Below are 23,412 nucleotides of genomic sequence, written 5' to 3' on the forward strand. Positions count from 1 at the left end.
AAAATTTTATCCACTATAAATATTAGCAACATTATGCCAATATAAAATTTATAGAACATAAGTTCTATAAAGGTATAATAATTATACCTTTTTTTTTTAATCCAGGATTCTTTTGGTATAAAATATATACTTCTAAGAACCAATAATTTTTATGATATAATTTAATAAAAAGAGAGGTGAAGATATATATGAAGAGTGAAAATAGTGTTTTTATTGAAAAAGTTTCTATTCGGAAAATAATATTCGAAGGTGATATTGTGGATGTTGAATTGCCTCAAAAACATATTATTGCAAATAGTAGAATATTATCTATAAATTATATATCTCATAATGTTAAGATTTTACCTCCAATTTACAGAAATTCAAGGGTTAAGATAAATGATGGGGAATTATTAAATATAAGAGTATATGAAAGATCTTCAAATTATATGATAAAATCAAAAGTATTGAAAATTGAAAAAGATTATATATATATTCATTTACCGTCGTATGCTATTAAAATTCAGAAAAGAAGATTTTTTAGAATTCCTATAATCAGAGATGGTATATTAAAAGATAAAGAAGAAAAAAAATTTATTCCCTTTGAGACAAGAGATTTTAGCGCTGGAGGTATGCAAATAGCATGTAAATATAATCTTGAAGAAAAAGAATATAATCTAAGTAAATTAGAAGTAGATGAAAATTTAATATTAGAAGATCTTCCTGTAAGAGTTGTTAGAATAGTAGGAGAAAATATATATAATGAAAAACTATATGGTATAATGTTTTTAAATCTCGATTACAACCTAGAAAAACAAATAGTTAGATATGTAAATTTATATACAATACGTTCTAAAAATCATGATATTGGGTGATAATATGTTAAAGGATAATTTGTATGGAATAATCGAAATACCAATAATAATTGTTTTATTATTCATTATAGATATATCTCTTAGATATTTTGGATATATTTTTATTAATCCAAATCCATATTTTTTATTTATTATTTTTGTTGCTATAAGATATGGTATTAATTATTCATTAGTGGCTGGAGGCTTAAGTTCTTTTTTTATGTTCTTGTCTTTATATTTTAATGTTAAAGAGGATTTTTTTAAAGTAGCTGTATCATGGGAGGTATTAAAAATACCTCTATCTATGCTGGTTTTTGGTATAGTTGTCGGTTTTTTTAGAGATATGTATGTACAAAAAATAAATATTCAGAAAGATCAAATATCTTTGTTAAAAAATAAAATAAATTCTTTGGAAGAAGAAGTAAGGATGTTGAAAAATGTTACAACTGATCTTGAACATAAGCTTGTTTTAGAAAAAAATGGAGTGTCATTATTAATAGATAAACTAAGAGAAATAGAATATGATAATGCTGAAGATATATTTAATGAAGCGATAGATTTGATCTCAGATTTTATATCTGCTAAATCTGTTTCTATATATGTTTTAGGAGAAAATGATTTTTTAAGATTAAAAGTAAGAAAAGGACCTCAATTTTTACCAAATTCTATGCCTTTAAATAAATCAACAGTAATATCTATGGCAAAAGAATTTGGAAGTGCTAATATAAATGTTTTATACCTAACTGATATAGAATATGATTTTGAATATGAACCCGCAATGGCTGTTAGTATTAAATCCGGTAAAAGAATTATTGGATTTATTGTTGTTGAAATCATTGATCCAGAAAAAATGAACAAGAATACAGAAATTTATTTAAGAATTTTATCTGACTGGTTAAGTTCTTTATTGGTTGCCTCGGAAGAAATTGAAAATAAATCGATTGTTATGGATGAATATGAAAGATTTAATAAAATTCTAAAAGAAGTTGATGAAAGGCACAAAAAATTTAATATACCATTTTCTGTGATAAGATGTTCATATAATGGTAATTTAGATATAAATCTTTTGAAATCGATTATTAGAGATACAGATTTTCTTTTTATTAAAGAAAAAGAATTTAATATAATTTTAACATCTTCTAGTGAAACAGGGTTAGAAAGAGTATTAAAGAAAATTAAAGAAATTCCTGGAATAAAAATTTTGGAGGCTTATACCAAAAAATGAAAAAACTATTGATAATTTTAGGATTTATTGGGTTATTTTTAGGTTTTGCTATAATCTTTTTTTTATTAACATATAAATATATTATGTCTGTAATTTTATTTTTGATTTATTTTATTCTTTCATTTATATTAGTGTATATAAATGAAAGAAGATTTTTATATTCATTACAAAAAAATCTTTTTTCACTAATATTTTTTCCTTTTTTCCCTATTATAGTATTATTTCATTTTTCTGAAATTAAGCCATTATATAAACCTTTTCTAATTCAGGAGGAGAAATTAGTTAATACAAGTTCAATATCTTTTAATTCAGTGGATTTAGCTCCTTTTATTCTTATAATAAAATATGGCGATGCAGCACAAAGAAAATATGTTGTAAGACTTTTGTTTAATTCAATAAAGGAAGAGAAAATAGATTTTATTGAAGGTTTAAAATTAATAAGAACAGCTGTATCAATAGATAGTCATCCTGATGTTGTGTTATATGCCACTGATGCATTAACGAATTTAGAAAAATTTTTAATAGAAAAAATATCTTATTATATAGAAAATTTAAATGAACCACGTGATTATATTAATTATGCTAAATATGTATATTATTATGCAAATTCAGGATTTTTAGCAGGGGAACACAAAAAAGAAATATTATGGCAAAGTGCGGTTAGATTAAGAATAGCAGTGTACTTCTATTCAGAAAATAGTGAAATACTTATATATAACTTAAAAATATTGGAATTATTGGAAGAACATGAAATATTATCTAATATGTTGGATCATTTTTTAGACATATTAAAATTGCAAAGTTTATATGAATATGCAATTTTTTATTATATAAAAACAAAAAAAACAGTTAAAGTTAGAAAATTAGTAAATGAATATATAATGCTAGGATTTAAATCTAATAATGAAGCATTAAAATTTATATTGGGGGATTAAATATGAAGAAAGTAAGTGCATCTATTCAATATTATTTTTATTTTTCTATAACAATGTTTCTAATATTTATAATCATATTAATAAATTTTAATACAGAATATGATTTTGATCCAGATTTCATAAAAAATCTTCCATGGAATAAACGGTCAATGTATATTAAACAGAAAGAATTGATTTCTAAATTAAGAGATAAAAAATATTATAACGATAAAGATTTTGTATTAATAAATCAATTAATTAATATTTCCAAAGAATTAAAGGATGAAAAAACATTAGAATTTGCTAACTCTATAAAATTTAGTTATATTTTATATGATCTAAAATATTCTGAATTTTATAACTTAGACTTTATAGACTTTAAGTCTAAGTTAGGGCTTTTTTTACTTTCTGGAAATGCAGATTATTTAGAGAGCATTATAAAAAATGTTGATCAAAAGGAGAAAATAATAATATTACTATTAATTGATAAATTCTATCCAGAAATTATAGATTCTGTAATAAAGTATTTTACTGAAGATGAAATTAATATATTAAAAAAAATAAATTCAATAATAATAGGTGAATAATATGAGAGTAGGGATAATTTTTGAAGGAACATATCCATATGTTACAGGAGGAGTATCCAGTTGGGGAAATTCTCTTATAAGAAATATGCCAGATATTGAGTTTTGTGTAATACAAATTGGGGATGTACCGAAAAATCGAGATCCTAAATATATATTTCCTGACAATGTTGTTGATTACTTTGAATTTTTTTTGTTTGCTAAATATGATTTTCCTAAAAAACATAAAATAAATAAAGATATCAGTAAAAAATTAAAAGATATTTTAATTTATCCATTTGATGAAAAGTCAATGGCAAATAAATTATATGATTTTTTTCATGAATATTCAAATTATGATTTTACTTCAATACTAAAAAATGATTTATATTGGGATATTATGCTTGAATTTTACAAATCTTATATACCTTATGAAAATTTTACTAACTATTTTTGGACATTACAATCAATGCTTTTGCCATTTTTAAATTCTATGACGGTTGATTTACCAAAGTGTGATATATATCATACCATTACTACTGGATATGCTGGGATTTCTGCATTATTAAATGGCATAAGAAATAACATTCCTATAATATTGACAGAACATGGGATTTATCATAGAGAAAGACAGTTGGAGGTTTTAAAAGCAGGGTGGATAAAAGATGAATATAGATTAGCTTGGATAAAATTATTTAATACAATTAGTTCCTTAGTTTATAAAGGATCAAATAAAATAACAACATTATTTTCACAAAACCAAATGTTTGAAAAAGAATTGTGTGATGATTATGATAAAATGTATGTTATTCCAAATGGAGTTGATTATTATAAATTTTCAAAAATAGAGTATAGGAAAGAGAAAGATCCATATATAGTAGGTTTAGTTGGAAGAGTTGTTGAAATTAAAGACATAAAAACTGCTATTAAAGCAGCAAAAATGGTGAAAGAAAGAATTTCTAATTTCAAGTTGTTAATAATAGGTCCAACAGATGAAGAGCCTGAATATTTTGAAGAATGTAAAGAATTAATAAAATTATTTAGATTAGAAGATACTATTGAATTTACAGGAAAAGTAAATGTTTTAGATTATTATCCAAAAATAAATGCGTTGTTATTATCAAGCGTTAGTGAAGGACAACCTTTAGTTATTTTAGAAGCTTTTGCTGCTGGAATTCCTGTTGTATCTACTGATGTTGGAGCTTGTTCAGAAATGATTTATGGGTCATCTGAGGATGTAATAGGAGATGCAGGGATTGTTGTAAAACCAAAAGATTTCGTAGGATTAGCACATAGTCTTATTAAATTATATGAAGACGATGAATTTAGATTAAATGCTTCTAAAATTGGTAAAGAGCGAGTAAAAAAACGATATAGGCTTGATCAAATGATAAAAAATTATAGAGAATTGTATTATTCGGTGGTGAAATAATGGCTGGAGTTGGATTTAGGCTAACAAAAATGTTTAGTAGAGGAGGATTTTCTAGCGATTTATTAGCAGTTGCTTATTCTGTAGTAGTTTCTTCAGGACCATGGATAATAACTACGTTATCGTTGTGGGTGATATTAAATTTGTTTAAAATAACAAATATTTATTTTAATGTAGCTATTGTTTACTCTTTTATAATTTCTATTATTATTTCAGGATTATTCATTATGTTTGAATCAAGGAGAATTTCGGATCTTATTTTTTTAAAAAAGTATAATATGATTCTCCCAGAAGTATTGGGTTTTTTAGTTTATAGTTCTATTATTTTACTTATTATTTTACTTATTTTTTTTGCTTTTAATTCCCATGAATTATGGTATGTATTATCTTTTACTTATTTGTCAATATCATTATTGACTCTTTGGATAATAGGAATAGCTTCCATATCTACAGATAATGTAAATATGTATATATTATCTTTTTTAATAATGGGATTTTTTTCTATAGTTTTATCTAATTATTTAGGTTCTGATGATAATCCTGCAGGATATTTATTGGGTTATGCTTTTGGGGTAAATATAGGTACTTTTTCTCATTATTTAATTATTTTATACAATTTTGGAGCAAAATTATCAATATCTTTTGATTGGATGGACGATTTAAAAAAATATTGGCAAAATATTTTTATTGGTTTTTTTTATTATTTATCAATTTGGATTGATGATTTTGTTATGTGGTATTCACCAATTTATGGTGAAGAACCTATAAGAGGATTTCATTTTTCATATATATATGATAATCCTATGTTTTTAGCATATCTAACTATTATACCTACCGCAACAATGTTTATATTAGTTTTAGAAACTAGATTTTATAAAACATATAGATTTTTTTATGATTCATTAATAGAAGGATATAATTATTCTGAAATTGAAATTAGAAGAAAAGATATGGAAGAAGAATTAAAATTTGATATAAGTTTAACAGTAAAAGTCCAATTGATTGTGACATTATCATTATTATTTTTGAATGAAATTAATCTTGTGCCTTTTGTATCAGAATTGGTAAAACCAATATTTAGAATGGGTATAATTGGTGCTATGATGAACTCTTTTTATTTAACAATTATGTTATTGATATTGTATTTTGACTTCAGAAATTTAGCTTTAACATTAAATATATCAGTTTTTATTATGAATTTAGTTTTAAGCATAATATTTCATAACAAATATGGTCATTACACATTAGGAGCTAGCTATACTATAGCATTTACTATTGGAACTTTTATAGGTTATAAGTTATTAATTGATAGAGTAGAAAACTTAATTGAAATAGAGTATTTTAGACAAAAATTAGCTGTAAAAGATGGCTTTTATATCAAATTTAATCAAGTAAAAAAGTTAATGGAGGAAAAATCAAAATGAAAAAATTACTTATTATTATTTTTATTTTATCTATTTCTTTTACAATGTTTGGGAAAAAAGATTTGTTACTACTATATAAAAAATCTGAACAATATGGGGAATATTTATTTCAATCACAAGTTATTCCTATTTTGAAAAAATATGATATAAATTATGAACTGAAAAATGTTGAAGAAATTAATTTTTATGAAATTAATTATAATAAATATTTTGGTATAATAAGTTGGTATTATTCAACAAATTTACCAGATTCAGGTTTATATTTAAGACAACTTTCTAATTTTGTTGAAGATGGTGGCTTTTTCTTTTTCTTTAATAATTTAGGTGTATCAGCTGATTTAAGGGAAATAAATAATTTATTAAATAAAATAGGAATGCATTATATGTATGGTTTTAAAGAAATTAATAATTTTGAAGTAGTATATGACAAAAATATGTTTTTAAGCCCGCCTTCAACTAAAACAAAAAAATCTGTAGAAAAATATATTGTTTTTAATGAAGATAATATTTTTTTGAAATTTATAACTCCGGAATTTACATATCCAACTCTAATATTATCAGAAAAGGGTGGAGGTGCTTTATTAAATAGTTTTATTACAGATGATGGAAACGTTATTTTAAATATTGAAAACTTAATTTTAAAAATCATTAAACGTAATGTAGGGTATGAAAATAAAGTTTTAATTATTGATAATTTATATGATAAAAAAAATTATTTAGATAGTCAAAAGAATTTTGAATATATTTTTAAGTATGCAAAAATACCATATGAATTTATTGATGTTAGACGTTTTTATAATTTTACCTTTTTTGATTTAATTCCTTATAAATATATTATATGGAATACAGATTCAAAATTTATAATGAATAAAAGTTTAAATCATTATTTAGAAAATAAAGGTACGCTAATTTTTTCTACGGATATTTACAATACTCCATGGAGAAATAATGTAACTTTAAAAGAATTAAATATTTCAAAGATTATATTTGATAAGGCATTATTCCCATTAGGTAATGAAAACAATGGTAATACATCAGTTACCATAATTTTTAAACTAAATTTTAATGTGAATTTATTAAATGATGAAAAAGTATTATCTTATTTTACTAATGATAATGATGAAAAATCTCCAGCTATATGGTATAGAAAAGAGAAAAATGGATATATAGGATATATTAGCCCTTTTTTAATTATAAAAAATTTAAGGGGATTAATATTACAATCTATTCTTGAAATGAGTGACATATCTATTGCAGGTTTATTAAATTCTTATACTTTCTATATAGATGATTTTCCATTACCATCATATAATATCAAAATTGATAATAATAAAGGTGAAATTATTACTGATGATGAATATTATTATAATATATGGTGGCCATCTATAAAGAAATTTTCTGAAGACTATAATATTAAATACACTTTTATTACACCTTTAAGTTATAATGGAGTAAGTAGTCCGCCTTTTGATTTTTCTGAGTTTTTTATGAGTAAGAATAATAACCCTTTTAAAACAATGAAAGAGATAGATAATTTGGAATTTGAACTAGGACTTCATGGTTATAATCATACATCTCTAACAAAAGAAAATTGGCCTAATTATGAAAATATAATTTTAAGTTTAAATGCTGCTCAGGATTTTTTAAATAAAATTTTAGATCATCCTGTAGTAATCAGTAGCTATGTAGCTCCTAATAATATTATAGACGATTTTGGTGTAAAATATTTATTAAAATCTATACCTACCATTAAAACTATCGGTACATCGTATGAAGGACAAGATGAATTTTCTGAATATGAAATAACAAATAATTTTGTACTGATTATTCCAAGATCAACATATGGATATTATCCTATAAAGAGAATATTATTTACAACTATTAATACTCTGGCTAACTTTGGTGCATTTCAACATTTTATTCATCCTGATGATTTGTTTTCTAAGGATAGAAATCCAGATAGAAAAACATGGGATGAAATGTATAAGTTATTGGAAAATTTTTATAATACTATTAAAAGTAAATTTCCTTGGTTAAGAAATCATAGTGCGTCAGAAGCATATCCTTATTATTTTGATTATTTAACACAAAATTTTAATTATTTTTTCAAAGAAAATAATTTAACTGTTATTATACCTAATTCTTCAATATTTCCAAAATATTTTATGATAAGGTCAAAAAAGAATATAAGAGAAGTTTCTGGAGGAAAAATTATACATTATTACAGGAATAATAATTTATATATTATTGAAGCAACTGAAAATAAGCTAAGAATTAAATTTTTAGGTGATTAAATGAAAAAGATATTGAGAGAAATAATGTTAGAAAAAAGAAAAAGTATTAATAAAAAAGAATATATAGAAAAAAGTTATATAATAAGTGAAAAAATAGCTAAATTATTAAATTTTACTTTTTTTAATAGTATTGCTATGTATTATCCCTTTAGAAATGAAGTTGATATTTTAAATTTAATAGATATCTTTTATGAAAAGGATATATTGTTTCCTAAAATATGTGGAAAGAATATGTATTTTGTTAAAATTAATTCTATTATGGATTTTAAAAAAGGAAAATTTGGTATAATGGAACCAATTGGGGAAGAATTTAAAAGTGATATAGATGTTTTTTTGATACCAGGGGTGGCTTTTGATGAAAAACTTTATAGATTGGGGTATGGTGGAGGTTATTACGATAGATATTTTTCTAAACATAAAAAGAGTTTTTTAATAGGAGTAGGATTTGATTTTCAAATTTTAAAAGAACTTCCAATTTTTGATCATGATATAAAAATGGATATCATAATAACTGAAAAAAGAATATTAAAGGGTGATTAATATGAAAATTGGATTAGTACAATTTAGACCAGAACTTTTTCAGGTTAAAGAGAATGTTGAAAGAGGGATAAAACTAATAAAAGAAAAAAATGCTGATATATTTATTTTTCCAGAATTAGCATTTACAGGTTATACTTTTAATACCAAAAGTGAAATTGAATGGGTCTCTGAAGACATAAATGGATACTCAATAAAAATATTTAAGGATTTTGCAGTATCTAAAAAAACAAATATAGTTTTTGGTTTTGTTGAAAAATCGGAAGGAAAATTTTACAATTCTTCTATATTAATAAAAAGTGATGGTAGTACAAGAATATATAGAAAAACTCATTTGTTTTTTGAAGAAAAATTATTTTTTGAAAAGGGAGATACAGGTTTTTGGGTTGAAGAAATTAAAGGAGTTAAAATTGGCCTTGCGATATGTTTTGATTGGTTTTTTCCTGAATCATTTAGAACGTTAACCTTAAAAGGTGCTCAAGTGATAGCGCATAGTGCAAATTTAGTAATGCCATATTGTCAGGAAGCTAATAAAATCAGATCATTAGAAAATAGAGTTTTCATTGCAACATCAAATAGATGGGGTGAAGAAAAGAACCTTTTAAATACAAACAAATTTACAGGTATGAGTCAAATAACAAATCCAAAAGGCGAAGTTGTTATTAGATTTCCAGAAAAAGGTGATATGGTTAAAGTTGTAGATATTGATCATAAAATGGCACTTAATAAAAATATAAATAAATATAATAATATTATAGAAGATAGAATGGAAAAATTTTATAAATAGGAGAGATGAGAATGTTTTTATCAATTGGAGAAGTTTTAATAGATATGATAACAGAATCTGTGTCATTATATGATGCAACCGTTTTCCAAAGATTTTTTGGTGGTTCGCCTGCTAATATAGCTATAAATGTTGCTAAACAAGGAATTGATAGTTTTTTATTATCAAGTATAGGGAAAGATCCATTTGGAAAATTTATAGAGGATTTTTTATTGAGTAATAATGTAAAATTAAATTATTTAGTAAAAAGAAAAGATGTATATACTGATATAGTTTTTGTTAATAAATCGAAAGAAACACCAGAGTTCAGTGCATATAGAAATGCATCATTAAAAATTGATATTCCAAAGAGTTTTGAATTAAATAAATTTAAAATTATTCATATATCTTCTTGGGCAGTTTCAGAAAAGAATCAATTTGAAAAAATATTGGAATTAGTAAAAAAAGCAAAAAAATATGGAATTTATATAGGTTTTGATCCGAATTATAGAGAAATTTTATGGAATAATACTTATTCCATTGTTGATATTTTAAAAATATTAGGTCCATATATTGATTTTATAAAACCCTCTTTTGATGACGCAGAAAGTATATTTGGAAAAGGGAAAATAGAAGATTATTTAAAATATTTTGAAGAACTGAAATTAAAAAATATAATTTTTTCATTAGGAAAAGATGGTGTACTATTGAAAACAAAAAATGATATAATTAAATTACCGTCATATGCAAAAGAAGTAGTTGATGTAACAGGAGCAGGGGATGCAGTTTGGTCGGGATTATATATTGGATTATTAAACGGATTGTCTATTTTAGATTCAACAAAATTAGGATTGTCTTTTGCGGCTGAAAAATTAAAATATACAGGTGCAATTGCTCCTATTAAAAATTGGAATTTATTAAAGGAGATATATCATATATAAAATGGTGATAATATGAAAAGTAATTTACTATTATTAGTTTTAACCTCTATAATTGGAATGTTGACTATATTTTTTGTTCAACCTAAAAAAATTCTCGAAGTTCCAATTATTTATTACATAAATGGATCAGACATTGATAAGGTAATTAGCAATTATAAGCCTAAATTTTTGATTATTGATTATTCTAAAGATGGGACTGATAAAAATAAATTTACACGCGAAGATATAAATAAGTTAAAGGATATGGATATTATTCCTTTGGCCTATTTAAGTATAGGCGAAGCAGAAGATTATAGATTTTATTGGAAAGAAAGTTGGACCGATAATCCACCATCATGGGTTGATGGGGAAAATCCTAATTGGCCTGGAAATTTTAAAATAAAATATTGGTATGACGATTGGGAGAAGATTATTTATCAATATTTAGATAAAATTATTGATCAAGGGTTTATGGGTGTTTATTTAGATTTAATCGATTCTTATAAATATTGGGCTGATAAAGGTTATAACATTGAAGCTACTGCAAATGAAATGATTAAATTAGTATTAAAAATAGCAAGATACGCCAGAAAAAAGAATCCTATATTTCTAATTGTTCCTCAAAATGGAGTTGATATTATAAAATATGATAAAAATAATAAATATTTATATACTATTTCTGGAATAAGCGTTGAAAGTTTGTTTTATAAACATACAGACAAAAGATCAGAAAACTATGTAAATTCAAAATTAGACTATATTTTACAAATACAAAAAACTGGAAAATTTGTTTTAGTTACAGATTATGTTTTTGATCCTAATAATCCTAATGAAGATATTATTTTGGATTTCATAAACTTATGTAAAAAATACGAATTTTTTGGATATCCTGCTAATAAAAATCAGAAATTAAATGATATATCCGACGCATTAAAATATTTTAATGAGGTGAGATAATGAGAATAGCGTTTTTTAATCCACAGGGAAATTTTGATAAAAATAGTTCTAGATTAACAGAACATCCGGATTTTGGAGGTCAATTAATTTATGTTAGGGAAGTTGCTATGGAACTATCCAAATTAGGGATTGAAGTCGACATTTTTACAAGAAAAATAATTGACGAAAATTGGAAAGAATTTAAAGAAAAGTTTGATTATTACGAAGGATATAATAATTTGAAAATTATAAGAATCCCTTTTGGTGGAAATAAATTTTTAAGAAAAGAACTACTATGGCCTCATTTAAAAGATTTTGCAGAAGGTATTTTAAAATATTATGATGCTATAAATAAGATGCCAGATTTTGTAACAACTCATTATGGTGATGGTGGTATTGCTGGGGCAATATTTGAAAATATTTCACATATTCCATTTTCTTTTACTGCACATTCTTTAGGTGCACAAAAAATGGATAAACTTGGTATAAATAAATTTAATTTTGATGATTATGATAGAGAATATAATTTTTCTATAAGGATTCATGCTGAAAGAGTCTCGATGAATCGTTCAGCTTTTAATATTGTAAGTACTCATTTAGAAAGATTTGAGCAATACTCACATCCGTTATATAAAGGGGCTATTGATGTTGAAAATGATTCTAAATTCAAAGTTATTCCTCCTGGAGTAAATATAAAAACATTTTCTTCTAAAAATAAAGAGATAGATAAAATTTTTTGGAAAGAAATAGAAAGATATTTAATAAGAGATATAAAAGAAAAAGACAAACAATATATTGTATTATCGAGCAGGGTAGATGAGAAGAAAAATCATCTTGGTGTAGTAAGAGCTTATGCTAAATCCTATAAACTTCAAAAAATGGCAAATCTCGTTATTTTTGTTAGAGGATTAAAAAATGGATTCAATGATATAAACAAACTATCTGAAAAAGAACAAAAAATAATAGGAGAAATAAAAAAAATCGTTGAAGAATATAATTTACATGGAAAGGTATCATTGTTTGATGTTCCAGGTCAAGAAGAATTAGCAAGTGCTTACAGATTTTTTGTTAGAAAAAAATCTGTTTTTGTGTTACCAGCTTTTTATGAACCATTTGGATTAGCTCCAATTGAAGCAGCTGCTGTAGGACTTTCAGTTGTTGCGACTAAAAATGGCGGACCAACTGAATCATTTGATAAGGGTAAATACGGAGTATTAATTGATCCTTTTGATAAAGAAGATATAGCTAAAGGTATAATTGAAGGATTAGAAAATTTTGATAAATATTCTAATTTAGGTAAAAAAAGAGTTTTAGAAAATTACACATGGGAAATTACAGCAAAAAGATACCTTGAAAGTATAGAGGAATATTTAAAAAATCCTATTAAGCAGAATAATTATATGAAGATACCAGATTTCTTTTTTAATAAGGATAAAGAATTAGACAGTAATTTAATATTAAAATATCTCAAAAATAGAAACGACCTTTAAGGTCACTTTTTATAAAAAATAAAGCCCATTCGGGCTTTATTTTTTTGTTGCTTATAATGGTGGAGACGGCGGGAGTCGAACCCGCGTCCGAAAGTAGAGTAAGCCGGACGTCTCCGAGCGCAGCCTGTGTTTTGATTTTCGCCTAATCTTCTCCCACAGGCAGGATAAGATTAAGCTATCTCCCAAAAATTTTCCCAAAAATCCGGGAGAATGATTTTTGGGTAAGGGTCATATATATGACATCCTATTCAGTCGTTTGACCCAGAACAACTGATAGGACGGCTGCTATATTATATTAAGCAGCTAAAGCGTAATTTTCTTCGGCAATTCTCTTTTTTGACCGATTGTTTAACGTGGTTACAGTCGTCCACGACTCGCTTTCCGACTTACTCTACCCCCGTCGAAACCGTTTCGTCCCCAAACGATACGATTATAACATAAACAAAAGATTTTTTCAACTATTTAGACGAAAATAAAATAGAAAAGTTTAATTTTTTATATTTATATTTTTATTAATAACAGTTGAAAAATTGTAATACCCTACTGATACTTCAAAATTAACTGTTTTTGAAAAATTACCTTCTATAGGAATTTTAAACCTTCCATTTTTTATATTTATCCTTTTGTTATTAAAATAGATAAAATATCGATCAGCATAATCTTTGGTTGAATTAGAAAAATATATCTCTGGTTTTTTTATTTCGAATATCATATAGTTATTTTCATTTCCTATATAATTTATATCTACATTGCTTTTTATAATGTTTTTAGGATTATTTTTTACTATTATTTTTTTTAATCCATTTAAATATTTATTATTTACATTAATTTCATAATAAAGATTATATTCCCCCTTTTCCTTGAAAGGTTGAAAAATCAAAGAATTATTTAAATAACTATATTTTATTTGTTCGGGAATTCCTAATATTTTGAAATTTATAAATCTTATATTATAATTATATATCTCATTATTATATTTATCATAAATATTGATGTTTTTAATTTTTATAATTTCCTCATTATCAGTAAAAATAAAGTCCTTATCAAAACTGAAAGATACTCTATAAGGCTCATCAGGTAATAATTCTAAAATAATTTCTTTAATTTTTTTATCAGAATTAAATATTTTAACTTTGTATATACCTGATTTGGTAATATTTGAAAGTTTTAATGTAATTTCCCCAAATTCATTTGTTTTTCCTATGTATAATTTATCTGAATTATTAAGTGTATAAAAAATCTCAATATTTTCTGCAGGGACACCCTTATTTTTAACAAACATTTTTATTTTAATATCATTTCCTACAGTTTCTTTTATATAATTTTTGCTTATAACATATGAACCTATATCTTCTCCAAATTTAATAATTGGAAAATAAAAACCTAATCCAAAGATATTTGTCATAAATTTATTTACATTATAATCAAAATACAAGTGATTTATACTAAATTTAAAACCCAAAGAAAAATCCTTTGTATATTTTATATAAGGTTCAATATATAGGTTGTTTATGTTAGTGTATGCTGATATAACACCAATAAATTGAAAATCATTTTGAGTTCCAAATTGAATTTTCAAGGGGATATTTCCTAAATTATATCCCAAATATAATGAATGAAAGTTATTATTATTATTATTATTATAAAAAGTATAAGAATAATCTATATATATATTGTTTAATCGACTAAAAATAATTAGATTAAATAATAAGACAATTGTAGATAAAATTACTTTTTTCATAAATCCCTCCATTATTCTGGGGTATTCCACCCTATAAAATTAGAATCAGTTTTTATTATATATGAATTTCCGTTAATTTTATCTGAAAAAGATTTTGTTTGTCCAAAAATTATATAACCATTATCTGAAGTTTGTATAATACCATTAGATTTTTCTTCATAATCTCTTCCAAATTTAATTTTTTCTAAAACATTTATATTTTCATCAATTTTCAAAGCTTCTATATCTCCATTTTCATCATTTAATAGGATAACATAACCATCGCTTGTTTTAACAACATCAATAAAATCATTTTGATAATTGTTCTCATATTTTGGAGTCAACAATATATTAAACCTTTTACTATATTTCTTTATTACTAGGTCATTATTATTAAATCCAAAAATTAAAAATCCTGTGGCATCCTCTTTAATCTTTAGAACATTATCTATGTCGTTAATTTCTATTATATTCTCTTTATTTAATTGATCATCAAAAATGTATAAATAACCTTTTCCTCCAACGGAACTGCCAATTAAATACTTTGTATTACCATTGTCCAAATATTTGACGATTGTTTTAAACTGTACATTAGTTTCTGAAAATGAATCTAATATTGATCCATCAGATATATTTATCTCAAATATTTTTTCATCATCTAAGATAATATATGTAGTATCGTTAATTTTTAAATAGTCATTTATGTTATTTACTGGTATTGTAGTAGAAGTAGAGTTTTCATTTAGATTATTATCGTATTCATTTATTATTAAATTTCCTGAATCAATACCAAATAATAATAATTTATCAGTATTTAGATTTAATGAATATGGAGTAAAATTAATTGTTACAGAAGAATTCTTTGTTGTCTCTGTACCAGTATTATCCAATTTAGTTAAGAAATAGTTGTTACCGTCTTTTTCTATGATAACAAATTCATTTGAAAACTCAACACAATCTATAACATCATTTTCTGAATTAGCCCCCCTTTCTATTGTAAATATTTTTGTATCAGTATTTTTGGTTGTTACTGAAGTAATACCCTCATAATAATCATCTTTTTCATCTATAACTCTTACAGTATAATAATAAGTTGTATTAGGCTTTAATCTTTCAAAATAGTATTCTTTTGATGTTGTATTGAATAATACTGTGCTATAATTAGTTCCATCAGTTGACTTTAATAAATCATATGTTATAGATTGACCTTCAGGATCATTACCCTCCCAAGAAAGTTTTATTTCTAATCCATTATGAACTTCATAATTTAATGATTTTAATATTGGTGGAGTATTTACTGTAAAACTCATGATAGTTGATTCGGTTATTCCATTATAATCATCTTTGGCGGTTACTTTCCAATAATACGTTTTATTGTTCTCTAAATTCCCTATATTAAAATTAGAATAAGTATAATCCGTTGCTATTTTTGAAAGATTAAATTTATTTTCTCCAAAATAAATATCATATTTTAAAATATCATTTTCATTATCCTTAGCTTCCCAACTTAAAGTTACACTTTTTTCAATTCCAAAAGATTCATTTATTGGATAATAATTATTTTCAAATATTGGAGAACTATTTGTGGTAAAAGATTTAATATTTGATTCAACAGTTCCTCCTTTGTTATCAAAGACAATGATTTTCCAATAATATGTTTTTCCTTCTTCTAAATCAGTTAGTTGATATTCATTTTGTGTGGTAGTTGTTATTTTATTTAAAGAGTTATAAGATGTTCCTAAATAGATTTCATAATATAATTCATCACCATCTGGATCATAAGCATTCCAATATATTTTATCACCATTCTTGAAATGAGTTAAACTATCAGATATTAAAGAATTGTCATATATTATAGGATTTTTAGTTGTGGATAAGTTAATTATTGTTGAATCAGATGATCCTTTTTCGTCAGTAACAGTTATCTCTAAAGTATAATTTTCATCAGCATCTAAATTTAAAATGTAATTATTATTTTCTAATTTTTCTGATAATATTATGTTGTTCCCAGATGTTATTTTCAAATCATAAATTAATTTATCATTATCAATATCAAATGCTTCCCAATTCAAATTGTATTCAAGAGATATATTTGTAGAGTTGTTAGTTATATTTATAGAACTAATTTCAGGTTTGTGCGTAGTTGTAAATTGTCTGAATTCAGTTTCATTATAACCTCCCATATCATCCATTAAAACTATTTTCCAATAGTATGTGGAGCTTGAATCCAAAGTTTTATTGATACTATATTCAGAAATGTTTTGTGCATTTGATATATATTCATTCTCTAAATTGTTTTTATCTTTACCAAAATATATTGTTGCGCTAAATACACTATCATCAAAATCTTCTGCTATCCATTGTATTTTAGGATTTAAAGAAACATTATTTTCCATATCTTGTGGGAAATAATCTTGTATAAAAGGAGGTTTGTTGAATTTTAAAGGTATTTCATTACCTTTAGTAAAAAATCCCTTCAAATTAAATGCTTTTACATAAATGTTATAGTTTCCCCCTTCAGGAATTTCAATATAAGCATAATTATCTGTAATATTTGTTGCTATAGCAGTTTCTATATTATTAGCAAATTTATATACATTATAATAATCAGCATTGGAATTCTCCCAAATAATTTTTAATTTATTTGGATATTTAACTTCATTAAAAGAATATTCTTTTGTTGGATTGTTGAAATCAAAAATATTTGTGATATTTGGATTTATTTCTGGTGCTTTAGATGTTACAAATGTCGCCTCATTAGAGAAAGAAAACGCATATTTATTATCGATTACTTTTATTTTCCATGTATATTCTGTATTGGGTAATAAATCATTTAATATATATTCGTTTTCTGTAGTTGTTCCGTATAAAGTATTATTAACTATTATTTCATAATATAGCGAATCATTTTCGGGATCAGAGCCAGTCCATTTTAGAGTAACAGATGCATTCATACTTTCCTCTCCTATAGGAGATATAAGAGTAACTGTTGGTTCTTTGCTTGTTATAAAGGTTTGAGTTGAAGATATATTAGTTGCTAAATTACTATCTTCAACTAATAAACTCCAAGAATAATTTGAATCTGTTTCCAATAAATTTGGATATTCAAAATAGGTTGAAGAAGTAGTGTACTCCTCCAGTTTTTCATCTGGAAACTTTAAATATAGTTTGTATAATAATTCATCGGAGTCTGTATCTGTAGCAATCCAGGTAAAAATGGGTTTTAATGATTCATTATTACCTATTGGAGATATTAAATCAATTATTGGTGTATTAGTAGTATTAAAATAATTTACTCCACTTGTTTCTGTTGAATTTAGAGAATCATAAGCAATAACTTCCCATTTATATGGGCTTTCTGGGAGTAAATAATTATCAAAATGATAATTATTATTAGTTAATGTAGCAATTAATGATAATTTTTCTGAAGATTTAGAAAAATAAAGGTGATATTCTTTTATGTTGCTATCCTCAAAATTCCAATTTAATATAGGTTTTAAGCTTAAATTAGTAGAGTCGTTAGAAGGAGATACTGATATGAACACGGGTTTTTTATTTGTCATAAAAGTTGCTATACTACTAATAGAAGTAGCACCATCAGAATCCATAGCTTCGATTTGCCAATAATAATTTTTCCCATATTCAAGATTATAAAGCGTATAATAGGTATTTGTAGTTGTACCTTTTAGAGATAAAGAATTTAAAGTTTCACCAAAATAAACATTATAACTTATTTCATTATCAGGATCATATCCATTCCAAGTTAAAGTTGCAATTTTTGTAGGAATATCTATTAAATTATTAGGATATAAATCATAAGGAGAAGTGGGATCTAGATTTGTTCTGAATTTTATTGGGATACTTTCAGCTTCATTACCCTTTCCATCATTAACAAAAATTTTTAATGCATAATAAGCATCTTTTTTCAAAGTAACGTCAAAGTAATTATCTGTTGTTTCTTCATCCAATAATAGATTATTTGAAAAATCTACAAGGTTAATATCATCATTTTTTTGTATTTCTTTTAATTTAATATTAAAATTTAAATTATCATTATCATTATCTGTCGCATTCCATGTAATTCTAGCGTTAATAGGAACACCCACAGCATAATTTTCTGTTTCTAAGGTCTTTTTAGGATATGTAATTTCAACTTCCGGTTTATATGAAGTTGTGAATTTGAAAATTGGACTTTCATATTTAGTATTATTGTCAATAATTTTCCAATAAAATGTCATGCCAGGAGGAAGGTCGTTTATTATATATTCATTTTTTGTTAATTCTACATATTTATAGAGATTGCTATCATCAGATAAATCATTATTTGGAGATAAAATCAAAGTATAATTATTAGAATTAGTGGAATATTCCCAACTTAATTTTATTGAATCGACAGGTATTCCAGTTTCATTATCTGAAGGTGAAATGTTATAAAACTTGAGATCGGAAACATTAATTACTATAGTTTTTTCTGCATTTACATTCAACTTATCATAAGCAACTAACTTAATATAGTAAGTATTTCCATATTGAAGGTTACTTATTGTATAGCTTGGATAGACTCCTCTATATAAAAGTGTGCTATCAGAAAAATTTTCATTAAGAGAAATATATACATAGTATTCTTTTATTCCATCATTATCAGTAGCATTCCAAGATAAAGGTAGATTTTTACTATAAATTGTAGGATTATAGTTATCTAAATTAATTTTCGGGACATCTGTTGTCTTGAAATGATAAATTATAGAATCATTATAATTATTACCTTTAACACTTCTTATTTTTAAGTAATAGTCTGTTTCAGGTTCTAAATTTTCAATTGTTATATACGTATTTTTTGTAGTCAACTTGTTGTTTAACAGTTCCTCTGATTTCCCATAATATACTTCATAAGATAAATTTTTTGAATTAATATCTTCTGTTATCCATGATATATCAATTTTTAAAGGAAGATCGTTTAACATATTTTCCTTTGGATAAGTTAATATAGGTTTTGGAGGCTTAAGATTAATAATACACGAATTAAAAATTAATATTATCAAGATAGCTAGCATAAAAATATGCTGCTTTTTTTTATATAATTTTTTATTTTTTTCTATCATTATTATCACCCCAATTGATTATTCCATATTTGGGATATATTTTCTTAATTTTTAGAAATAAAATATAAAAGATTTTCTTTAGGGTTCACTTTTCCAGCTGGATATTCTTTACCCTTAAGAATTTCTCTAAATATTTTTATTTTTTTCTCTCCACTAATAATGAAAATTACATTTTTACTGTTATTAATTGTTTTATAAGTAAATGTAATTCTTGGAACCTTTGGTTTTGCATGTTTAGGATATACATAATCAATATATTTATCATCTGAAACTATTGTATCTGGAAAAATTGAGGCTGTATGACCATCATCCCCCATACCTAATAAAATTAAATCAAAGGATATTTCCTTATTTTTGAAAAAATCCATTATATTTTTTTCATATTTTTTTGCACATTCTTCAATTGGATTAATATTTGTATGTATTCTAAAAACATTTTCTGGGTTAATATCAATTTTTGATATTAATGTTTCATATATCATTTCATAATTGATATATTTTTTATCTGTTGTATATCTTTCGTCACCAAGAAATATATATACATTTGACCAATTAATCTTATTTTTATACTCAGAAGAAAGTATTTGATACAATATTTTAGGAGTATTTCCTCCTGACAATACTAAAGTAAAATAATTTTGTTTTTTTATATAATAATTATAAAAATTAAATATAGTCTTAGCTACATCAAAACTCATTTCATTTAATGTTTCATATTCGAATAATCTCATAATATCCTCCATTTCCTATTATCTTTTTCTATTAAATCAAATGCTTCTTTTGGCCCCCAACTTCCTGAAGGATAATAAAATAAATTATTGTCTTTTTCCCAATATTCTAATATTGGTGTTACCAATTTCCAAGATTCTTCCATAACATCATTCCTTACATAAAGTGTTTGATCTCCTAATAATGCATCTAATATAAGTCTTTCATATGCATCCTGTGGTTCAAAATCAAAAAAATTTTTATATTTAAATTCCATATCTAACGAGTTTATACATATTTTAGAACCAGGCTGCTTTGCTTGAAGAGTTAATGTAAATCCTTCATCAGGTTGAATTCTGATAACAAGTGTATTTGGTTCTATTCTAACAGGATAAAATTCAGAAAAAAGAGAATGGGGTACATCTTTGAATATAATTGCAACTTCTGAAATTTTCTTTTTCAACCTTTTACCTGTTCTTAAATAAAAAGGTATTCCGCTCCAACGCCAATTATCTATATATAATTTTGTAGCTATAAAGGTTTCTATCTTTGAGTTTTTCCCCACTTCATTAATATAAGCTGGTTTTAGCTCTCCATTTACATAGCCTTCTATATATTGTCCTCTAATTATCCTTTCAGCTATGTCTTTTTCAAAAGGTCTTATTGATTTTAAAATTTTTATTTTTTCATCATGTATCATATCTGCATCTAAGGAAGCAGGCGGCTCCATTGCTATTAATGTCAGTAATTGTAAAATATGATTCTGAAACATATCTCTTAATAATCCAGTATTTTCAAAATATCCTATTCTGTTCCCTACCCCAAGAGTTTCAGACACAGTTATTTGAATATGATCTATATATTTGTAATTCCATATGGGTTCAAATACTATATTTGCAAACCTCATCATCATTATATTTTGAACTGTTTCCTTACCAAGATAATGATCAATCCTATAGATTTGATTTTCTTTTAAATGTTTTTGTAACTCATTATCAAGTTCTTTAGCGCTTTTTAAATCATTACCAAAAGGTTTTTCGATTATAACTCTTGAATAATTTTTATCTTCTAATGTTAAGCCATATTTCCCTAAATGATTAATAATTGGTAAGTATATATGTGGTGGTGTTGCAAAATAAAATAAAATATTATTTTCTGTATTATGAATACTATTAAGTTTTTTTACCTTGTCTTTTAAATCACTATACATACTATCTTCATTATAATTACCTGATAAAAAATAGAGATGTTTTATAAATTTTTCTATAATTCCTCTTTCAAAAGATTTATCTAAGGTTTTCATTACTTTTTTTTTAAATTCTTCATCAGTTATATTTGTTCTTCCTACTCCTAGTAAATAAAAATTAATTAGCTTTCTATTTTTAAATAACTTAAAAATAGATGGTATTAATTTTCTGAAACTCAAATCTCCAGAAGCTCCAAAAATAACTATTCCAGTTGGTTTAGGTGTTGGATCTTCGCATAATTCAACATAAGATCCTATTTTATTTTCAACAAAACTCATCTCATCACCTTCTAAATGTTTCATCGGGATTTGCTGGTTTTACTTCTCCAGCACCTGCTATACTTTTTTTTACATCTTGCTCTTTTTTATAAACCGCATGTCCACCAAATTCTTTTCTTAAAGCAGCTACGACCTTATCTGAAAAAACATCTTTTTGTCTTGACTGAAATCTTTTAAATAATGAATTAGAAATTATTGGAATAGACACGCCTTTTTCTACTGCTTCTAACACTGTCCATCTAGCCTCACCAGAATCTTCAACATATCCCTGTATTTCATCTAAATTATTATCATTTTTGAATGCGTTTTCAAGTAATTCTAGAAGCCATGACCTTATTACACTTCCTTGATTCCATAAATGTGCAACATCATGTAAATTAATATATTTCCCATAATTTGAAGCTTTTAATAATTCAAAACCTTCACCATATGCTTCCATTAAGCCATATTCTATACCATTATGAACCATTTTCACAAAATGTCCCGCTCCATTTGGGCCACAATATAAATATCCATCTTTAGGAGCCAATGTTTTTAAAATAGGTTCAATATACTCGAATATTTCTTTATCTCCACCAACCATAGTACAATATCCTTCGCTAAGCCCCCAAACTCCTCCAGAAACTCCAGCATCTAAATAATGTATCCCATATTTTTTCAATTTTTCATATCTTGTTAAATCATCTTTATAATGAGTATTTGCTCCATCTATAATAATATCTCCTTTATTTAATAAAGGGATCAATACGTTAATATTATCATCTGTAATCTTTCCTGCAGGTAACATCAACCATATAATCTTTGGATTATTTAAATTATTAACAAACTCTTCTATAGAATATGATCCTATAGCTCCTTCTTTTTCCATCTCTTCAACTTTTTCTTTTGTTCTGTTATATACAACTACTTCATGACCACCTTTAATTAGTCTTTTTGCCATGTTTTTCCCCATTCTTCCTAAACCAATTATACCTAATTTCATTTTATCACCTCTCCCATGTTTTTATATATAAATAATTTTTTCGATAT

17 protein-coding genes and 1 other RNA gene are annotated in these 23,412 nt (G+C 24.8%); 12 read left to right on the plus strand and 6 right to left on the minus strand.

Annotated elements, in window-relative coordinates; all coding sequences use genetic code 11:
• Positions 1-188 precede the first annotated feature (188 nt).
• From ACYQ44_RS02435 to ACYQ44_RS02490, 12 genes are read left to right on the plus strand one after another with little or no spacing between them, the layout of a single operon-like run.
• Positions 189-854: a flagellar brake protein gene (locus ACYQ44_RS02435; RefSeq protein ID WP_459994953.1), complete on the plus strand. Its 666-nt coding sequence runs from the start codon at positions 189-191 to the stop codon at positions 852-854.
• 4 nt (positions 855-858) lie between these two features.
• A complete protein-coding gene (locus tag ACYQ44_RS02440; RefSeq protein ID WP_459994954.1) occupies positions 859-2,058 on the plus strand; it encodes a GAF domain-containing protein in 1,200 nt (399 codons plus the stop codon).
• Entirely contained in the window at positions 2,055-2,993 is a 939-nt protein-coding gene (locus ACYQ44_RS02445; RefSeq protein WP_459994956.1) for a hypothetical protein, read from the plus strand. Before ACYQ44_RS02440 ends, ACYQ44_RS02445 begins: the two co-directional genes overlap by 4 nt.
• Positions 2,994-2,995: 2 nt before the next feature.
• On the plus strand, positions 2,996-3,559 hold the full coding sequence (locus ACYQ44_RS02450) for a hypothetical protein (protein WP_459994957.1): 564 nt from the start codon (positions 2,996-2,998) through the stop codon (positions 3,557-3,559).
• 1 nt (position 3,560) lies between these two features.
• A complete protein-coding gene (gene pelF, locus ACYQ44_RS02455) occupies positions 3,561-4,967 on the plus strand; it encodes a GT4 family glycosyltransferase PelF (protein ID WP_459994958.1) in 1,407 nt (468 codons plus the stop codon).
• Positions 4,967-6,388: an exopolysaccharide Pel transporter PelG gene (gene pelG, locus ACYQ44_RS02460; RefSeq protein WP_459994961.1), complete on the plus strand. Its 1,422-nt coding sequence runs from the start codon at positions 4,967-4,969 to the stop codon at positions 6,386-6,388. The genes pelF and pelG overlap by 1 nt, the downstream gene beginning before the upstream one ends.
• Positions 6,385-8,682 carry a DUF2194 domain-containing protein gene (locus ACYQ44_RS02465; RefSeq protein ID WP_459994963.1) on the plus strand — a complete coding sequence of 766 codons (2,298 nt, stop codon included), beginning with the start codon at positions 6,385-6,387 and terminating at the stop codon, positions 8,680-8,682. The genes pelG and ACYQ44_RS02465 overlap by 4 nt, the downstream gene beginning before the upstream one ends.
• On the plus strand, positions 8,683-9,222 hold the full coding sequence (locus ACYQ44_RS02470; protein WP_459994964.1) for a 5-formyltetrahydrofolate cyclo-ligase: 540 nt from the start codon (positions 8,683-8,685) through the stop codon (positions 9,220-9,222).
• Position 9,223: 1 nt separating this feature from the next.
• Positions 9,224-10,006 (plus strand): nitrilase-related carbon-nitrogen hydrolase, encoded by a 783-nt coding sequence (locus tag ACYQ44_RS02475; protein WP_459994965.1) that lies wholly within the window; start codon positions 9,224-9,226, stop codon positions 10,004-10,006.
• 11 nt (positions 10,007-10,017) lie between these two features.
• Positions 10,018-10,923, plus strand: coding sequence for a carbohydrate kinase family protein (locus ACYQ44_RS02480; protein ID WP_459994967.1), 906 nt, complete (start codon positions 10,018-10,020; stop codon positions 10,921-10,923).
• A gap of 12 nt (positions 10,924-10,935) precedes the next feature.
• Positions 10,936-11,859 carry an MJ1477/TM1410 family putative glycoside hydrolase gene (locus tag ACYQ44_RS02485; RefSeq protein ID WP_459994969.1) on the plus strand — a complete coding sequence of 308 codons (924 nt, stop codon included), beginning with the start codon at positions 10,936-10,938 and terminating at the stop codon, positions 11,857-11,859.
• Positions 11,859-13,328: a glycosyltransferase gene (locus ACYQ44_RS02490; protein ID WP_459994970.1), complete on the plus strand. Its 1,470-nt coding sequence runs from the start codon at positions 11,859-11,861 to the stop codon at positions 13,326-13,328. The genes ACYQ44_RS02485 and ACYQ44_RS02490 overlap by 1 nt, the downstream gene beginning before the upstream one ends.
• Before the next feature lie 57 nt (positions 13,329-13,385).
• Here ACYQ44_RS02490 and ssrA read toward each other — a convergent pair.
• From ssrA to gnd, 6 genes are all read right to left on the minus strand, one after another.
• Positions 13,386-13,747, minus strand: a transfer-messenger RNA (tmRNA) gene (gene ssrA / locus ACYQ44_RS02495).
• Between the two features lie 68 nt (positions 13,748-13,815).
• Entirely contained in the window at positions 13,816-15,069 is a 1,254-nt protein-coding gene (locus ACYQ44_RS02500) for a hypothetical protein (RefSeq protein ID WP_459994972.1), read from the minus strand.
• An 11-nt stretch (positions 15,070-15,080) separates the two neighbouring features.
• Positions 15,081-20,150 carry a fibronectin type III domain-containing protein gene (locus ACYQ44_RS02505; RefSeq protein WP_459994973.1) on the minus strand — a complete coding sequence of 1,690 codons (5,070 nt, stop codon included), beginning with the start codon at positions 20,148-20,150 and terminating at the stop codon, positions 15,081-15,083.
• A 44-nt stretch (positions 20,151-20,194) separates the two neighbouring features.
• Positions 20,195-20,881, minus strand: coding sequence for a 6-phosphogluconolactonase (pgl, locus tag ACYQ44_RS02510; protein WP_459994975.1), 687 nt, complete (start codon positions 20,879-20,881; stop codon positions 20,195-20,197).
• Positions 20,878-22,407: a glucose-6-phosphate dehydrogenase gene (zwf, locus tag ACYQ44_RS02515; RefSeq protein ID WP_459994976.1), complete on the minus strand. Its 1,530-nt coding sequence runs from the start codon at positions 22,405-22,407 to the stop codon at positions 20,878-20,880. Before zwf ends, pgl begins: the two co-directional genes overlap by 4 nt.
• The gene (gnd, locus tag ACYQ44_RS02520) at positions 22,388-23,365 is read right to left on the minus strand and encodes a phosphogluconate dehydrogenase (NAD(+)-dependent, decarboxylating) (RefSeq protein WP_459994978.1); all 978 of its coding nucleotides are present in this window, start codon (positions 23,363-23,365) and stop codon (positions 22,388-22,390) included. Before gnd ends, zwf begins: the two co-directional genes overlap by 20 nt.
• Positions 23,366-23,412 lie beyond the last annotated feature (47 nt).

The sequence above is a fragment of the Marinitoga arctica genome, from assembly GCF_054657315.1.

What these genes read in the sequence shown, in the direction of transcription:
- ACYQ44_RS02500 (WP_459994972.1), bottom strand. Translation starts at nt 15,069, where the DNA reads ATGAAAAAAGTAATTTTATCTACAATTGTCTTATTATTTAATCTAATT.
- ACYQ44_RS02450 (WP_459994957.1), top strand. Translation starts at nt 2,996, where the DNA reads ATGAAGAAAGTAAGTGCATCTATTCAATATTATTTTTATTTTTCTATA.
- ACYQ44_RS02505 (WP_459994973.1), bottom strand. Translation starts at nt 20,150, where the DNA reads ATGATAGAAAAAAATAAAAAATTATATAAAAAAAAGCAGCATATTTTT.
- pelF (WP_459994958.1), top strand. Translation starts at nt 3,561, where the DNA reads ATGAGAGTAGGGATAATTTTTGAAGGAACATATCCATATGTTACAGGA.
- ACYQ44_RS02435 (WP_459994953.1), top strand. Translation starts at nt 189, where the DNA reads ATGAAGAGTGAAAATAGTGTTTTTATTGAAAAAGTTTCTATTCGGAAA.
- pgl (WP_459994975.1), bottom strand. Translation starts at nt 20,881, where the DNA reads ATGAGATTATTCGAATATGAAACATTAAATGAAATGAGTTTTGATGTA.
- pelG (WP_459994961.1), top strand. Translation starts at nt 4,967, where the DNA reads ATGGCTGGAGTTGGATTTAGGCTAACAAAAATGTTTAGTAGAGGAGGA.
- ACYQ44_RS02470 (WP_459994964.1), top strand. Translation starts at nt 8,683, where the DNA reads ATGAAAAAGATATTGAGAGAAATAATGTTAGAAAAAAGAAAAAGTATT.
- ACYQ44_RS02445 (WP_459994956.1), top strand. Translation starts at nt 2,055, where the DNA reads ATGAAAAAACTATTGATAATTTTAGGATTTATTGGGTTATTTTTAGGT.
- zwf (WP_459994976.1), bottom strand. Translation starts at nt 22,407, where the DNA reads ATGAAACATTTAGAAGGTGATGAGATGAGTTTTGTTGAAAATAAAATA.
- ACYQ44_RS02485 (WP_459994969.1), top strand. Translation starts at nt 10,936, where the DNA reads ATGAAAAGTAATTTACTATTATTAGTTTTAACCTCTATAATTGGAATG.
- ACYQ44_RS02475 (WP_459994965.1), top strand. Translation starts at nt 9,224, where the DNA reads ATGAAAATTGGATTAGTACAATTTAGACCAGAACTTTTTCAGGTTAAA.
- ACYQ44_RS02465 (WP_459994963.1), top strand. Translation starts at nt 6,385, where the DNA reads ATGAAAAAATTACTTATTATTATTTTTATTTTATCTATTTCTTTTACA.
- ACYQ44_RS02480 (WP_459994967.1), top strand. Translation starts at nt 10,018, where the DNA reads ATGTTTTTATCAATTGGAGAAGTTTTAATAGATATGATAACAGAATCT.
- ACYQ44_RS02490 (WP_459994970.1), top strand. Translation starts at nt 11,859, where the DNA reads ATGAGAATAGCGTTTTTTAATCCACAGGGAAATTTTGATAAAAATAGT.
- gnd (WP_459994978.1), bottom strand. Translation starts at nt 23,365, where the DNA reads ATGAAATTAGGTATAATTGGTTTAGGAAGAATGGGGAAAAACATGGCA.
- ACYQ44_RS02440 (WP_459994954.1), top strand. Translation starts at nt 859, where the DNA reads ATGTTAAAGGATAATTTGTATGGAATAATCGAAATACCAATAATAATT.